Genomic DNA, 13,994 nt, shown 5'->3' with positions numbered 1-13,994 from the left:
AACGCTCAAGATCCTTTCCTGGCGTCCTTCACCAGTGCTTTCAATGCTTCCAGCGCAGCTTTCTGATCATCTGCGCGTAGTTCTGCACCATAGCGCCAAGCCTCGTGCAGCTGATGGCTCTCGATCCAAGTGCTGTCCTTGTGCCGACGGCAGCGCAATGGGTCTTGCCCGGGGGTGGGGTCCTGAAGATTCAGTGCCTTGGCCAAGCGGCGCAGATTGTGCGATCGCAGGTCACTGGGTAGGCCAGAAGTATCCTCGCGCTGCAGAATCCAGCGCAGCACCTCGGCCTTCAACCCGCACTCGGCAGCATAGAAGAGCAGCAACCCGCTGCTCGCCCCATCCCCCGCTTGCTCGGCGGCCTCTCCCTGTTTCGCGAGCCGCTCGCGGCTTCGCCGCAGCTCGCCTACCCCCACGTCGACCATCGCATCAGACTACTGGCGGAGGAGCGGCTCCTCCCGGAGATCCTCGGATGTGGCAGTCAGGACTCGCATCGTCAACCGCATGACGCGAGCAAGGCTGTGCGTGAGCGCAGAACAGTTGATCGCGGAAACCGGCCCGAAGAAATGCCACGAGACTGAGACTCAAGCACGTGGACAAGAACTGAGACAGGCTGGGAAGCCGATGGTCAGCGCGACGCGTTGTGACACAGAGCGCGAGATCCTACAGGTTTGTAGGGTCTCAGACCTCGCTGCGTAATCTCGGCGAGAACCGCACGGCGGCGGCACTTGTGCCGCCGCCGTGAGACTCGCAGGCCGGAGCGTCACCTGGTCGGTGACGAGAACAGTGGCGAACGTTCCGCGGCCACCAACTCCAGTGCCGCAGCAACTCTCCGCGTGCGATCAATGGGTGAGCTAGCATCCGCGCATGCGTGGACAGTTCACCGGCTGGCCGGAGCAGGCCATGGATGTGTTGTGGCAGCTCCAGGGCGAACCGGCCCACGCGACCCGCGAGCGCTGTCGCGCGGACCGTGAACGCCTGGTCCGGCAGCCGATGATCGCCCTTCTCAACGAGGTTGCGGACACCGACCCCCGGTACGAGGACTTCTCCGTCTGGCACTACCGCACCGACTCCTGGTGGTGGCAGCACCAGGGCGCGGTGATCCGGCTCGGGCGCAAGATCGAGATCGGTCTCCGGTTCTCCCTGGACGGCCTGCGGATCCAGGGCGCCTGGTGGTACCCCGATCCCGGCCAGGTGGACATGTTCCGCAGAGCCGTGGCCGCCGAGGGGAGCGGCCGCGAACTGTCCGCCATCGTCGAGGACGTGCGGAAGAAGGGCTACGACATCTCCGGGGACGTGATGAAACGCCCCCCGCGCGGCTATCCGGCAGACCACTCCCGTACGAACCTGCTGCGCCACCGTTCGCTGATCGCCGCGCGTTCCCTCGGCTGCGAGGAGTGGCTGCACACCCCCGAGGCGGTCGGCCGGGTTCTCTCGGCCGCCGCCGACCTGGACGCCCTGCTCATGTGGCTGGTCCGCCACGTGAAGCGCACCGCCTGACAGCGCTCCCGGACCTGCGCTCAACGCCTCGTCTCGTACCTGTTCAGGATCACGCCGCCTTGAAGCGTCCGCGTCTCCACCAGGTTCAGGTTCACCCAGCTGTCCAGCGCGGCGAAGAACGGCGTGCCGCCGCCCACCAGCACCGGCGCGGTGGCCAGCACGTACTCGTCGATCAGCCCGGCCCGCATGGCCGCCCCGGCGAGCGTCGCGCCGCCGATGTCCATCGGGCCGCCGTCCTCGGCCTTGAGCCGGGTGATCTCGGCGACCGCGTCGCCGGTGACCAGGCGGGTGTTCCAGTCGACCTTGTCGATCGTCGAGGAGAACACCACCTTCGACATGTCCCGCCAGCGGCGCGCGAACTCGATCTCCGCCGGGGAGGCGCCCGGCTGCTGGTCGCCGGTCGGCCAGTAGGAGCTCATCGTCTGCCACAGCTTGCACCCGTACAGCGTCAGCTCGGTCGCCCGCAACTGGTCGGACCAGAACTGGAACAGCTCGTCGCTCGGCACGCTCCAGCCGATGTCGTCGCCGGGCGCGGCGATGTAGCCGTCCAGGGACACGTTCATGCCGTAGATCAGTTTCCGCATGGCGCCAGCCTTCCGTGAATCGGTCTCACGCGTACAGACCGACGCGGCGCGGGAAACTCATCGGTGCGCGATCCGCCGAGCCGGTTCTCTGTCCCCCGGGCCCAATTCGACGGTTGGGCCCGGGGTTGGGCCTTGGGGCCCATGCCCGTAGGAGCGTGCCGCCGTATGTTTCTCATGTCGCCAGCGAGACCGGCCAGGAGGAAGCCGGAAGCGCGGGAGACACCAAAGACTCGTACGAGTCGGCCGGTCGTCGGCCGGCCTACACACAGGGGGAAAATCTCATGTCGAACGTCACGCTGAAGGCCGCCACCAACGCCAAGCTCTACGTCGGCACCTGGGCGAACACCGCCGTCGCCGCCATGAAGCGCCGCAGCGACAAGGGCCAGGGCGCGGTCGAGTACGTCGGCGTCATCGTCCTCGTCGCGCTGATCATCGCCGCGATCGTCGGCTCCGGTGTCGCGGACGAGATCGCCGGCGGTCTGTCGGACAAGGTCGGCGAGATCCTCGGCGGCTGATCCACCGGACTCGCAGCGAGCAGGGCAGGCCGCATTCATTCCCGCCAGGATGGTGCCGGACCTGCCCTTCTCGCTTCCGTGACAGGGGTCTGTACGGCAGACCCCCGATGACCCCCCACCTCTGCCCCGTCCGCCTGTACGCCAGGCGGCCGGGGCAGTGCCCTGTCCGCGCGCCGGCCTGCCCGCGCCCGGCCTGCCCGCGCCCGGCCTGCCCGTCCGCCGGACTGCCCGTCCACCGCTCACGTCCGCTGCCCGGTTCGGGCGCCGGGGTGCCCGGTTGCCCCGGAACTGAGCCCGTTATTGGGCCCTCGGGCCCATGACCCGGCCCGAGTTGGCGCCGTAGCGTCGTGTGTATGTTGCCATCGGGGGTAGTACGTCGGATTCGTCATGTCCGACGTCGGGCGCGGCAGTCCCTGCCGCGTACCGACGTCCGGCTGCTGGGCGCTCTGCGCGGGGCTTCACAGCGCGGACAGGGAGCGATCGAGTACGTGGGCCTGATCGTCGTCGTGGCGGCGATCGTGGGGGCGCTGGTCGGTACGGGGGTCGGGCCGGCGCTGGCCGAGGGGATCAGCACACAGGTCTGCAAGATCACCGGCGGGGGAAACTGCGGTGGCGGCAGCGACACGGTCGCGGAGGACGACGAGGGCGGTGACGACGTCCCGCCCGGCGGCACGGACGACCCCGCCTCCGATTCCGGCGGCGGCGACGGCAACGGTGACAAGTCGCAGGCGGAGCTCGACTACGACGCCGCGCTGAAGGAACTCCAGGACGCGCAGGCGGCGGAGAAGAGCGACAGCGACAAGGCGAAGGAAGCCGCGAAGGAACTCGCGAAGATCCTCGCCGACGAACTGGGCATCACGGACGCTCTGGACTGCATCACCAAGGGCGACATGGGCGCCTGCACGGAAACCCTGATCAACGTGCTGCTCAGCATCGTCGGCGGTGCGGTGGGCAAGCTGGCCGCGAAGTACGGCGCTCCATGGAAGTGGAAGAAGGCCGTCGAGCTGGTCAAGAAGCTCAAGAAGCACGGCGGGGATCTGTACGACGGTCTCAAGGGCCTGATCAAGAACCGCAAACGTGTCGACGACGCCGAGGACAGACTCGCCGACGCGAAGAAGAAACTCGACCAGGAGAAGAAGGACAAACCCGACGGCGACAAGCCGGAGGACAAGCCGGAGTCGTGTGCCGTCAAGCACAGCTTCCTGCCCGGCACTCCCGTGTTGCTCGCCGACGGCCGCCGGATGGCGATCGACAAGGTCCGGGCCGGCATGCGCGTCGTCGCCACCGACCCGGAGAGCGGTCGGACGCGGGCCCGCGCCGTCGAACGCACCATCACCACGTACGACGACAAGGACTTCACGCGCCTCACGGTCCTCACGGACTCCGGCACCGAGGTTCTGACGGCGACCGATACGCACCCCTTCTGGCTGACGGACCGGGGTCGCTGGGCGGACGCCGGGGACATCGTGCCCGGGGACGACCTCCGTACGCCCGCGGGTACGTCGGTGCAGGTCACGGCCGTCGACCGCTACACCAAGCGGCAGACCACGCACGACCTCACCATCAACGGCATCCACACGTACTATGTCGTCACCGGCGACACACCGGTCCTGGTGCACAACAACGACTGGTGCACCGACGAGGAGCGGCTCGAAGACGCGGGCGACATCGCCAAGGGGCATGCGGACAACAAGCACGCGAAGGACTTCCCGGGTGTCTCGGCGGAGGATCTCGGCAAGCTCGCCACCGACGTCATGAAGAATCCCTCGCGGACCAAGCCCCTCGGCAGCGGCCGGAAGGCGTACCTCGGCAAGGACGGTACGACGATCGTGATTCATGACCCGACGCATCCGGACGGTGGAACCATCTTCCGCCGGGACCCGACGACGCTGGACGACTACTGGGAGGAACTCAGCTGATGGCGGGAAGCGACGTGGCGGCGAGCGCCCTGCTCGCCGACGACGAGACCGCGCTGCTGCGGCGGGCCCTCCTGGAGTGGGGCGGGCCCGCCCGGTGCGGCGATCAACTCGCCGTCGGCATGGGGTTCGAGAGCGAGCGCGATCTGCTCGACCAGTGTTCCCGGCTGCGGCGCGCGCTCGCCGACGACGTGCCGCTCGCCCCGGTCGACTGGGCGCGGATTCTGCTGGCCGTCGAGATCGTGTTCGTCAGCGACCTGGTCGGCACGGGCTTCGAATGGCCGACGACCACCGGGCGCAGTGACGAGACGACGATCAAGTCGCTCCGGTCCATCCAGCGGAAGCTCGGAAAGACGGTCAGGCCCTACTACGGCGGGACCCCGAGCGACGCGGGAAACGAGTGAGCGTCAGCGGTCGGAGCAGGCCGGCGGAGCCGGTGAAGCCGGTAGAGAGCGAGATGGGAAACAGATGAGGACGCGCACCGCAGGTACGGCACGGCGGACCGGCACGGTCGCCGCACTGGCCGCGCTCGTGCTGGGGGTCACCGCTGCCTGCGGCGGCGACGACGCCGACGGGAAGAAGCCGGACGCCTCCGCCAGTGGCACGGCGGAGGCGAGGGACCCGAAGGACCCCGGGCAGGTCTCGGAGCCGCCGGCCCTGGAGGACCAGCCGAAGACCGTCAACCCGGAGGTGAAGGGCGTCGGCGCGGGTGGCGGCAAGGAGCTGACCAAGGCCGAGCTGGACGCCGCCGTGCTGGCCACCGGCGATGTGCCGACGTTCAAGTCCGGCCCGATGGACGGGCCGCCGGAGCAGGGCGAGAGCGCCGACAAGCCGGACTGCGCACCGCTCACCGCGATGATCAACGGCAAGCCCGAGCCCGAGCCGTCGGCGGTCATCTACCGTCAGCTCGTCGGCGCGAAGACCGGCCGGCCCGCCATCTCCGAATTCCTCGCCACCCACGGGACACAGGGCGCCACCACTCTCTTCAACCGGCTCAGCGAGGCGGTCAAGAACTGCGAGGACGGCTTCAAGGGAACCGGCGCGGGCAGCACGTCGACGTACGCGGCGGTGAAGCGGCTCGACGTCCCCAAGGCGGGCGACGACACCCTCGCGTACCAGGTGACGGGCGAGTTCGAGGGCGATCCGGTGCCGATGGTGTTCCAGGTCGTACGCGTGGGCGGCACGGTCGCGACCTTCTACACCGCGAACTTCGAGGGCACCACGACCCCGGAGATACCGTCGATCCTGCTCGCGACCCAGGCGGTGAAGCTCAAGTAGCCCGCCGGCGAGGGGCCTTGGGGATCAGGCGCCGGACAGGCTCTGGGCGTGCACGCTCAGCCGCACGCCCGGACGCAGGCCCCACCGCTCCATCGCCCCGGCCTCGGCCTCCAGCACATGCCGGGCCCGCAGCCGGGGCAGCGGCATCCGGCCGGGCTTCACCGTGTGGACGTGGACGACCTTCAACTCCTTGTCCAGATAGGCCACATCGATCGTGAAGCCCATCCGGAACGTGTGCACGCTGCTGCACGGCGTGATCAGCAGCGCGCCGTCGAGCCCGGTCCGCCCCAGCAGCCCGCGCCGCCGCGCGTTGTACGAGGCGGCGATCTCCAGCGCGACCGGCTCGTCCCGGCCCTCGATCGTCAGACTGCCCTTGCCGTTCTGCCATTTCCCCATGGCGCTAGACCATACGACCCAACGCCCCGCGATCCGGCCGCGGAGCCCAATTCCCGGCCTCCTCATGGCGGATATGGGTCATAGGGGGTGTCTTTCCGATCTTGCCGGGCTCGCGGGATCTGGCACGCACGCTCGCCGCGTTGTCGTCGGTCGCCATGGCTCCGCCATGTCTCCCTCCTCCGCCTTGCGATCGCACGCACCAGATCCCGCTCCCTGATCCGGCCTGACCGGAAAGACACCCCCAGGACCTATGACCCGCCACGCGGTTCGCTCTAAGGTCGACCATGTGCACGCCATGCTGATCGTTGTCGCTGTCCTCTGGGGCGCAGCCGCCGGGCTGCTCCTTCCGCGCGCCGCGTACCGGCTCTCCGTCGAGCCCGATGAGGCGTACCGCGACAGCTGCGAGGCGGGGCACCCGATCATCGGGCCCGCCAAGGGCTGGCTCGGCAGGGCCGGTTGTGCGACCTGCGTGGCGGCGGGCGGTGTGGTCACGGCAGCGGGCGGGCGTACGGACTCAGGGGCCGCCGCGTCCCCGGGGCGTGCGGAGGCCGGCGAGGCCGCGCTTCCCCGCACGGACGAGTCCGCCCCCGCGCCGGGTGAGGCGTCCCCGGAGACCGGCACCGACGACGCGGAGACCAGCACCGCCCCGGCACCCGTCCTGCGCGGCGCGCGCTACGTCCCCTCCCTCTACGTCACCGTCATCACCGCCCTCGTCTGCGGCGCCCTCGCCGCCGCCACCGGGCCCCGCCCCGAACTCGCCGTCTGGCTGCTGCTCGCACCCTTCGCCGTACTGCTCGCGCTCGTCGACCGCAACGTGCACCGCCTCCCCGACCAGTTGACGCTGCCGCTCGCGCTGGCCGCCGCCGTGCTGCTCGGGATCGCCGCGCTCCTCCCGGCGGACGGCGGCTCCTGGCCGACCGCGCTCCTGGGCGGACTCGCCCTCGGCGCCTGCTACTTCGTCCTTTTCCTGATCAACCCGAACGGCATGGGCTTCGGCGACGTCAAGCTCGCGCTCTCGCTGGGTGTCGTGCTCGGCTGGTACGGCTGGGCGGTGCTGTTCGTCGGTGCCTTCGCGGGATTCCTGTTCGGGTCGCTGTACGGGCTCGGGCTGATGCTCCTGCGCCGGGCGAACCGTAAGTCCGCGATCCCCTTCGGACCGTTCATGATCACCGGGGCGCTGCTCGGCCTGGTGCTCGGCGCCCTCGCGGTCTGAGCCGGCCCCGGACCCGGGCGAAATGCGTTCGCGGTCCGCACAGCGCCCCTGGGAGCATCCCCGCATGTCTTCCTTCGATGACCTGATCGCCGAGGCCGGCGCCGTCTCCGTCGACGGCTGGGACTTCTCGTGGCTCGACGGGCGGGCGACGGAGGAACGGCCCCCGTGGGGCTACGCCCGTGCCATGGCCGAGCGGATGGCGCGCGCCACCGCCGCCCTCGACATCCAGACCGGCGGCGGTGAAGTCCTCGCCTCCGTACCGGCGTTGCCGCCGCTGACCGTGGCCACCGAGGGCTGGCCGCCGAACGTGGCCCGCGCCACCGCGCTGCTGCACCCGCGCGGTGCGGTCGTCGTCAGTGACCAGGACGAGCCGCCGCTGCCCTTCGCGGACGCGGCGTTCGACCTCGTCGTCAGCCGGCACCCGGTGAAGGCGTGGTGGACGGAGATCACCCGCGTCCTGCGGCCCGGCGGCACGTACTTCTCCCAGGAGGTCGGCCCGGCCAGCGTCTTCGAACTGGTCGAGTACTTCCTGGGGCCGCAGCCCGACGGCCGCACGGCGCGCGACCCCGAACGGGCCAGGGCGGCGGCCGAGGCCGCCGGGCTCGACGTGGTGGATCTGCGGACGGCGGCGCTGCGCACCGAGTTCCACGACATCGGCGCCGTCGTCTACTTTCTGCGCAAGGTGATCTGGATGGTGCCCGGTTTCACCGTCGACCGTTACCGCGATCAACTCGCCGCCCTGCACCGCCGTATCGAGACGGAGGGCCCCTTCGTGGCCACCACGACACGCTTCCTGATCGAGGCGGTCAAGCCCGCCTGACGGAGCCCCCGGTCACGGCCTAGGCGTGCGGCCCGACCGCCACCGTCCCGATCGTGAGGCGCGGCGTGCCCTGAAGGATCCGGCCCGTCCGTTTCACCTGCTCATCGAGCTCCGCGCGCCGCGCGGCCGTCAGCGGGCGCAGCGGTTCCACCGTGACGTCCAGCCACTTCCCTGAGCGGCGCTGGTGCCACACCCCGGCGACGACCCCGTCGATCAGCACCACGGGGTAGTTCCCGGCCTGCCCGCCCCCGAGCGCCCGCTCGTACGCCGTGCCGGGGAAGAGCCGTTCGCGCGGCTGGGAGGCGATGGTGAAGGCGTCGAAGTAGGGGAGGAGCCGCAGACCGCGAGCCACCGGCCCGGCCGGGAAGTCCGTGTCGCCCGCCACCACCCAGGCGGGCCCGCCCTCGTAGGAGACCCGCTCGGTGCGGCCCTCGGCCGCGAGCGTGTCGAACAGTTCCCTGGCCCACTTCACCGGCGTGGTGAGCCACTTGGCGAAGTGCTGTGGGGAGGCGGGCCCGTACGCGTACAGATAGCGCTCCACGAGCCCGGCGAGCGCCTTCGGCCCCGCCAGCGGGACGAATCCGGGCAGCAGCCGGTGGGGATTGGTGTATGTGACCTTCCGCCCACGGTTCGGCCCGAAGCAGAGCGCGCCGCGGTGCGCCGCCGTGTGCGTCATCTGCCGCCAGCGCGGCCACTTCGTCTGGAACGCGTCCATGACCAGGTCCCCGGCCCAGGGCCCGGTGCGCCCCACGATCTCGTCGGTCAGCTCGTCGACGGTGAGGTCGTCGTCCGCCAGCGCGTCGGCGATGGCGGCGACGACCTGGTCCGTCTCGGCCTCGCTCATCCGCACTCCTGCGGGCATGGGGTTGCCCGTGGGCAGCGCGGAGAGCGCCCCGGTCCACAGCGGCAGCTCGGCCGACGGCAGCAGATGTACGGTGCCGCGCGGCCCGAACGTCTTGACCAGACTGCCGTCGGTCCACAGCGCGCCGCGCACGGCCTCGCGTGTCTCGCCGCCGTCCAGCCGCAGCGCGACGGACAGTTCGGCCGCGGACAGCACCTGCGCGTGGGCGCCGACCATGGCGCCGGTGACGGCGGCGGGGCCGCCGCCCGAGGGCGCGGCGAGCCCCTGCCGGGCCAGCCGCCGGGCGTTGGCGGTGGCCCAGCTCACGGACACGGACCCGGACTCCGGCACGGACTCGGTCTTCTTCGTCGTCATACGGCCGACCCTAGGAGCCATACAGGACAGATTCCGTCCGCATGAAGGCGCCATCGCGAAGAGCCCTCGTAGGCTTTCCTGTGGCGGAGTACTGCCACAAAGGTAAGTAGAAGCATCCGGCGAGGAGTTGGCAGTGACACGACGGCCCGGGAACCCCTTCGTCTGCGGTCTCGACGCGGCGGTCGCCGTCGTCGGCGGGAAGTGGAAGCCGCTGATCCTCTGGGCGTTGAACGACGGGGGCGTCCTGCGCTTCGGCGAGCTGAGGCGCCATGTCGAAGGGGTCAGCGAGAAGGTGCTCATCCAGCAACTGCGCGAGCTGGAGGCCGACTCGATCGTGAAGCGCGAGGTCTACCGGGAGGTCCCGCCGCGCGTCGAGTACTCCCTCACGGAGCTGGGCCGGGCGCTGAACACGGCGCTGATCCCACTGGGCGGGTGGGGACGCGAGAACATGGACGTCATCATCGCGAACAAGGCGAAGGCCGCCGCGAAGGTCCCCGCGAAGGCCGCCTCGCTCTGAACCGCGTACTCCCAACGGGTGGCGACTTCACGCCAATCGAAAACCCCCGGAAGCCCGCCCGGCCCCGCTGTCCAGGGCCTTTTACATGCCGGACGCACCAAACCGGCAACTCCGCAGCGTAGCGACCGGCGTGCGTGGCACCCAGCACTACTTACAAAGGGTTATGGTGGAAACCCCCCCTCGGGCCGGTCCGTATCCCCCCCACGGACCGGCCCGTTTTTTCATGTCCACACTCCGTCAAGTTCCTGACGGTGGCGCGTTAGCTCCGTCCGGCCCAGATGTTGGTGCCCTCCGTGTCCACCGCGAAGCCGTCGATCTCCTTCAGCTCCTCCGCCGTCAGCGTGGCCCCTTCGAGCGCCGCGACGTTCTCCTCCAGCTGCTTGGTGCTCGACGCGCCGATCAGGGCCGACGTCATCCGCTCGTCACGGAGCACCCAGTTGATCGCCAGCTGCGCCAGCGACTGACCGCGCCGCCGCGCGATCTCGTTGAGCCCGTTGAGCCTGCGCACGACCTCGTCCGAGAGCAGGCCCGGGTCGAGGGACTTGCCCTGCGTGGCCCGTGACCCCTCGGGAATCCCCTGGAGGTACTTGTTGGTGAGCAGGCCCTGCGCCAGCGGTACGAAGGAGATGCAGCCCATGCCGGCCGACTCCAGCGTGTCGAGCAGGCCGTCGTCCTCGGTCCAGCGGTTGATCATCGAGTAGGAGGGCTGGTGGATGAGCGCGGGAACGCCCATCTCCTTCAGCAGCCGCGCCGCTCCGGCGGTCTGCTCCGCCGTGTACGACGACACACCCACGTACAGCGCCTTGCCCTGCCGTACCGCGGACGCCAGCGCGCCCATGGTCTCCTCAAGGGGGGTGTGCGGGTCGAAGCGGTGCGAGTAGAAGATGTCGACGTAGTCGACGCCCATCCGCTTGAGAGAGGCATCGAGTGACGACGTCAGATATTTACGGGAACCCCACTCGCCGTACGGGCCGGGATGCATCAGATATCCGGCCTTGGTCGAAATGATCAATTCGTCGCGATAGGCCGAGAAGTCCTGAGCGAAGATCTTGCCGAAGTTCTCCTCGGCGGACCCGGGCGGGGGGCCGTAGTTGTTCGCCAGATCGAAGTGCGTGATACCGAGATCGAAGGCGCGGCGCAGGATCGCGCGCTGCGAGTCGATGGTCCGGTCGTCACCGAAGTTGTGCCAGAGGCCCAGGGAGAGCGCGGGGAGCTTGAGGCCGCTGCGTCCGCTGCGCCGGTACTCCATGGAGCCGTAACGGTCGTCGGCTGCGAGGTAAGTGGGGAATTCAGTCACGAGTCCTTGCCTATCACGGACTTGTGACAGACCGGGTTGGGCCGTCGTGCCGCCCGCGCAGTACTGTGACGGCTTCGGGTGCCAGGGGCGCTCCCCTCTTTTCGCGGACGGCCCTCCCCGCGGTGGACGTGCCGCCCCGCGGGCCGCCTGACGGGCGGTCCCCGGCAGAAATCGAGAGGTGGAATCGGTGAACTTGCGCGACCTGGTGTACGGGCTCTACGCGCGCCGGGTGGAAAGGCGCCTCGATCACACCCAGGTGCTTCCCAAGCACATCGGTGTCGTCCTCGACGGGAACCGCCGCTGGGCGAAAGCCTCCGGCGGCACGAGCGAGCAGGGCCATATGGCCGGCGCCAGCAAGATCCAGGAACTGCTCGGCTGGTGCGTCGAGACGGACGTCGAGGTGGTCACCCTGTGGCTGCTCTCCACGGACAACCTCGACCGCCCCGACGAGGAGCTGATCCCCCTCCTCGGCATCATCGAGAACGCCGTTCGCGACCTCGCGGCCGACGGCCGCTGGCGGGTCCACCACGTCGGCACCCTGGACCTGCTTCCCTCCCGTACGCAGACCGTCCTCAAAGAGGCCGAGCAGGCCACCGACGGCAACGCCGGAATACTGGTCAATGTCGCCGTCGGCTACGGCGGGCGGCAGGAGATCGCCGACGCCGTCCGCTCCCTCCTGCTGGACCACGCCGACAAGGGCACCTCCTTCGAGGAGCTCGCGGAGATCGTCGACACGGACCTGATCGCCTCGCACCTCTACACCCGTGGCCAGCCCGATCCCGACCTGGTGATCAGGACCAGCGGCGAACAGCGTCTCTCCGGCTTCATGCTGTGGCAGAGCGCCCATTCGGAGTACTACTTCTGCGAAGTCTTCTGGCCGGCTTTCCGCAAGGTCGACTTCCTCCGCGCCCTGCGTGACTACGCCGCGCGACACCGCCGCTACGGAGTCTGAGGCCCGGTCCCGCAAGCCCTCCGATACCCCTCCCCGGAATCTCCCCGTACGCCACACCGAACGCTCGTTCGCCGCTGGACGTACGTTCCGTCATCCCAGGTTCACACGGTGGTCGTCATACGCCGTGGCATGGCCGCGGGTGTTCGAGGGAATACCTCTCCACAGGTCGGCGTCCGAGCAGAACCGTCAGCGATGACGGCGGGCGTCGAATCTCAGCGGTCGGCCCAGCCGTCCGCCCGGGAGGCCCTTTGCACCAGGACGATCGTACGGTGACGCGTACGGGCGCCGTGGAGGGCCGGTCCTCGGCCCGCGCACATGGGCCCGAGTCCGGTCCGTCGTCCGCCGTCAGGCGGGCGACCACAGCCCGTGACGCCGTCGCATCCCGACCTCGTCCGAGGGGGTACGTCCTTCCGTGGTGACAAGCACAAAGCGCCGCATGCCCGACAGGCGCACCTATGTTCTCGACACCAGCGTCCTGCTGGCCGATCCCAACGCCATGTCCCGCTTCGACGAGCACGAAGTCGTGCTGCCGATCGTGGTGATCACGGAGCTGGAGGCCAAGAGGCACCATCCGGAGCTGGGGTACTTCGCCCGGCAGGCCCTGCGCCTGCTCGACGACTTCCGCATCCGGTACGGCCGCCTCGACGCCCCCATCCCGCTGGGCGACCTGGGAGGCACGCTGCGCGTCGAGCTCAACCACTCCGATCCCGGCGTCCTTCCCGCCGGCTTCAGACTGGGGGACAACGACTCGCGGATTCTCGCGGTGGCGCGCAATCTCCAGGCCGAGGGGTACGACGTCACCGTCGTCTCCAAGGACCTGCCGCTGCGCATCAAGGCATCGTCGGTCGGACTTCTCGCCGAGGAGTACCGCGCGGAGCTGGCCATCACCGACTCCGGCTGGACCGGAATGAGCGAGATGGCGCTCTCGGCCGAGCAGGTCGATCTCCTCTTCACCGAGGAGACGCTGTACGTGCCGGAGCTGAGCGACCTGCCGGTGCACACCGGACTGGTCCTCCAGTCCGACCGCGGCAAGGCGCTCGGCCGGATCACGCCCGAGGGCAATGTGAAGCTCGTCCGCGGCGACCGGGAGGCCTTCGGGATCCACGGCCGCAGCGCCGAGCAGCGCATCGCGCTCGACCTGCTCCTCGACCCGGACATCGGCATCATCTCGATGGGCGGCCGTGCGGGCACCGGCAAGTCGGCCCTGGCGCTGTGCGCGGGCCTGGAGGCGGTCCTGGAGCGCCGTCAGCACAAGAAGGTGATGGTCTTCCGGCCGCTGTACGCGGTGGGCGGGCAGGAGCTCGGCTATCTGCCGGGCACCGAGGCCGAGAAGATGAGCCCTTGGGCGCAGGCGGTCTTCGACACGCTGTCGGCCGTCGCCGGCCGTGAGGTGATCGAGGAGGTGCTGGGCCGCGGCATGCTCGAAGTGCTGCCGCTGACGCACATCCGCGGACGGTCGCTGCACGACGCGTTCGTCATCGTGGACGAGGCCCAGTCGCTGGAGCGGAACGTCCTGCTGACGGTTCTCTCCCGGATCGGGGCCGACTCCCGCGTGGTGCTGACCCATGACGTGGCGCAGCGCGACAACTTGCGTGTGGGCAGGTACGACGGCGTGGTCGCGGTCGTCGAGAAGCTCAAGGGGCACCCGCTCTTCGCGCATGTCACCCTCAACCGCTCCGAGCGCTCGCCGATCGCCGCGCTCGTGACCGAAATGCTGGAAGAAGGTTAGTTCTCCGCCTGAATGCGGCAGTTGGCGCCGCCCGGAAAGGCCCAAGAGCCTAGCCGGGCGGCGC

The 13,994-nt window shown here is 69.5% G+C and carries 15 protein-coding genes; 10 read left to right on the top strand and 5 right to left on the bottom strand.

Going from position 1 to position 13,994, the window contains the following annotated elements; genetic code table 11:
• Window positions 1-5 precede the first annotated feature (5 nt).
• Window positions 6-422 (bottom strand): hypothetical protein, encoded by a 417-nt coding sequence (locus ACFWV8_RS10105; protein WP_384199433.1) that lies wholly within the window; start codon window positions 420-422, stop codon window positions 6-8.
• Window positions 423-864: 442 nt separating this feature from the next.
• On the opposite strand from ACFWV8_RS10105, the gene ACFWV8_RS10100 reads away from it, so the two are divergent.
• Window positions 865-1,497 carry a DUF2461 family protein gene (locus tag ACFWV8_RS10100; protein WP_384199431.1) on the top strand — a complete coding sequence of 211 codons (633 nt, stop codon included), beginning with the start codon at window positions 865-867 and terminating at the stop codon, window positions 1,495-1,497.
• A 20-nt stretch (window positions 1,498-1,517) separates the two neighbouring features.
• Here ACFWV8_RS10100 and ACFWV8_RS10095 read toward each other — a convergent pair whose 3' ends face one another.
• On the bottom strand, window positions 1,518-2,081 hold the full coding sequence (locus tag ACFWV8_RS10095; RefSeq protein ID WP_384199429.1) for a dihydrofolate reductase family protein: 564 nt from the start codon (window positions 2,079-2,081) through the stop codon (window positions 1,518-1,520).
• Between the two features lie 281 nt (window positions 2,082-2,362).
• Between ACFWV8_RS10095 and ACFWV8_RS10090 the strand changes: the two genes are divergently transcribed.
• The 4 genes from ACFWV8_RS10090 to ACFWV8_RS10075 all read left to right on the top strand — a co-directional run bounded on the left by ACFWV8_RS10090 (window position 2,363) and on the right by ACFWV8_RS10075 (window position 5,790).
• Window positions 2,363-2,596: a hypothetical protein gene (locus tag ACFWV8_RS10090; protein WP_189110170.1), complete on the top strand. Its 234-nt coding sequence runs from the start codon at window positions 2,363-2,365 to the stop codon at window positions 2,594-2,596.
• 488 nt (window positions 2,597-3,084) lie between these two features.
• Window positions 3,085-4,515, top strand: a complete 1,431-nt coding sequence (locus tag ACFWV8_RS10085) for a polymorphic toxin-type HINT domain-containing protein (RefSeq protein ID WP_384199427.1) — start codon at window positions 3,085-3,087, stop codon at window positions 4,513-4,515.
• On the top strand, window positions 4,515-4,916 hold the full coding sequence (locus ACFWV8_RS10080; RefSeq protein WP_384199425.1) for a hypothetical protein: 402 nt from the start codon (window positions 4,515-4,517) through the stop codon (window positions 4,914-4,916). The genes ACFWV8_RS10085 and ACFWV8_RS10080 overlap by 1 nt, the downstream gene beginning before the upstream one ends.
• A 64-nt stretch (window positions 4,917-4,980) precedes the next feature.
• Window positions 4,981-5,790 carry a hypothetical protein gene (locus ACFWV8_RS10075; protein WP_384199423.1) on the top strand — a complete coding sequence of 270 codons (810 nt, stop codon included), beginning with the start codon at window positions 4,981-4,983 and terminating at the stop codon, window positions 5,788-5,790.
• A 24-nt stretch (window positions 5,791-5,814) separates the two neighbouring features.
• On the opposite strand, the gene ACFWV8_RS10070 is transcribed toward ACFWV8_RS10075, so the two are convergent.
• Window positions 5,815-6,186, bottom strand: a complete 372-nt coding sequence (locus ACFWV8_RS10070) for a DUF192 domain-containing protein (protein WP_384199421.1) — start codon at window positions 6,184-6,186, stop codon at window positions 5,815-5,817.
• A gap of 286 nt (window positions 6,187-6,472) precedes the next feature.
• On the opposite strand from ACFWV8_RS10070, the gene ACFWV8_RS10065 reads away from it, so the two are divergent.
• Both ACFWV8_RS10065 and ACFWV8_RS10060 read left to right on the top strand, forming a co-directional pair.
• Entirely contained in the window at window positions 6,473-7,399 is a 927-nt protein-coding gene (locus ACFWV8_RS10065) for a prepilin peptidase (protein ID WP_384199419.1), read from the top strand.
• A 22-nt stretch (window positions 7,400-7,421) separates the two neighbouring features.
• Complete coding sequence (locus tag ACFWV8_RS10060; protein WP_384199416.1) at window positions 7,422-8,219, top strand: class I SAM-dependent methyltransferase; 798 nt, start codon at window positions 7,422-7,424, stop codon at window positions 8,217-8,219.
• Between the two features lie 19 nt (window positions 8,220-8,238).
• Here ACFWV8_RS10060 and ACFWV8_RS10055 read toward each other — a convergent pair whose 3' ends face one another.
• Entirely contained in the window at window positions 8,239-9,435 is a 1,197-nt protein-coding gene (locus tag ACFWV8_RS10055; protein ID WP_384199414.1) for a winged helix DNA-binding domain-containing protein, read from the bottom strand.
• 127 nt (window positions 9,436-9,562) lie between these two features.
• Here ACFWV8_RS10055 and ACFWV8_RS10050 point away from each other — a divergent pair, with 127 nt between their 5' ends.
• Window positions 9,563-9,952, top strand: coding sequence for a winged helix-turn-helix transcriptional regulator (locus tag ACFWV8_RS10050; protein WP_384199412.1), 390 nt, complete (start codon window positions 9,563-9,565; stop codon window positions 9,950-9,952).
• Between the two features lie 259 nt (window positions 9,953-10,211).
• Here ACFWV8_RS10050 and mgrA read toward each other — a convergent pair whose 3' ends face one another.
• Window positions 10,212-11,249 carry an L-glyceraldehyde 3-phosphate reductase gene (mgrA, locus tag ACFWV8_RS10045; RefSeq protein WP_384199410.1) on the bottom strand — a complete coding sequence of 346 codons (1,038 nt, stop codon included), beginning with the start codon at window positions 11,247-11,249 and terminating at the stop codon, window positions 10,212-10,214.
• Window positions 11,250-11,436: 187 nt separating this feature from the next.
• On the opposite strand from mgrA, the gene ACFWV8_RS10040 reads away from it, so the two are divergent.
• Together ACFWV8_RS10040 and ACFWV8_RS10035 are read left to right on the top strand one after the other, a co-directional pair.
• Complete coding sequence (locus ACFWV8_RS10040) at window positions 11,437-12,201, top strand: isoprenyl transferase (protein WP_384199408.1); 765 nt, start codon at window positions 11,437-11,439, stop codon at window positions 12,199-12,201.
• A gap of 412 nt (window positions 12,202-12,613) precedes the next feature.
• Window positions 12,614-13,930: a PhoH family protein gene (locus tag ACFWV8_RS10035; protein WP_329382315.1), complete on the top strand. Its 1,317-nt coding sequence runs from the start codon at window positions 12,614-12,616 to the stop codon at window positions 13,928-13,930.
• The last annotated feature ends 64 nt before the right edge of the window (window positions 13,931-13,994 follow it).

Origin of the sequence: Streptomyces sp. NPDC058665 (genome assembly GCF_042714995.1) — a bacterium.
Lineage (GTDB): Bacteria > Actinomycetota > Actinomycetes > Streptomycetales > Streptomycetaceae > Streptomyces.
This window is presented reverse-complemented; position numbering and strand designations above follow the sequence as displayed.

Coding starts and splice junctions, on each gene's coding strand:
- ACFWV8_RS10075 (WP_384199423.1), top strand. CDS start 4,981: ATGAGGACGCGCACCGCAGGTACGGCACGGCGGACCGGCACGGTCGCC.
- ACFWV8_RS10100 (WP_384199431.1), top strand. CDS start 865: ATGCGTGGACAGTTCACCGGCTGGCCGGAGCAGGCCATGGATGTGTTG.
- ACFWV8_RS10080 (WP_384199425.1), top strand. CDS start 4,515: ATGGCGGGAAGCGACGTGGCGGCGAGCGCCCTGCTCGCCGACGACGAG.
- ACFWV8_RS10095 (WP_384199429.1), bottom strand. CDS start 2,081: ATGCGGAAACTGATCTACGGCATGAACGTGTCCCTGGACGGCTACATC.
- ACFWV8_RS10105 (WP_384199433.1), bottom strand. CDS start 422: ATGGTCGACGTGGGGGTAGGCGAGCTGCGGCGAAGCCGCGAGCGGCTC.
- ACFWV8_RS10055 (WP_384199414.1), bottom strand. CDS start 9,435: ATGACGACGAAGAAGACCGAGTCCGTGCCGGAGTCCGGGTCCGTGTCC.
- ACFWV8_RS10060 (WP_384199416.1), top strand. CDS start 7,422: ATGCGTTCGCGGTCCGCACAGCGCCCCTGGGAGCATCCCCGCATGTCT.
- ACFWV8_RS10090 (WP_189110170.1), top strand. CDS start 2,363: ATGTCGAACGTCACGCTGAAGGCCGCCACCAACGCCAAGCTCTACGTC.
- ACFWV8_RS10070 (WP_384199421.1), bottom strand. CDS start 6,186: ATGGGGAAATGGCAGAACGGCAAGGGCAGTCTGACGATCGAGGGCCGG.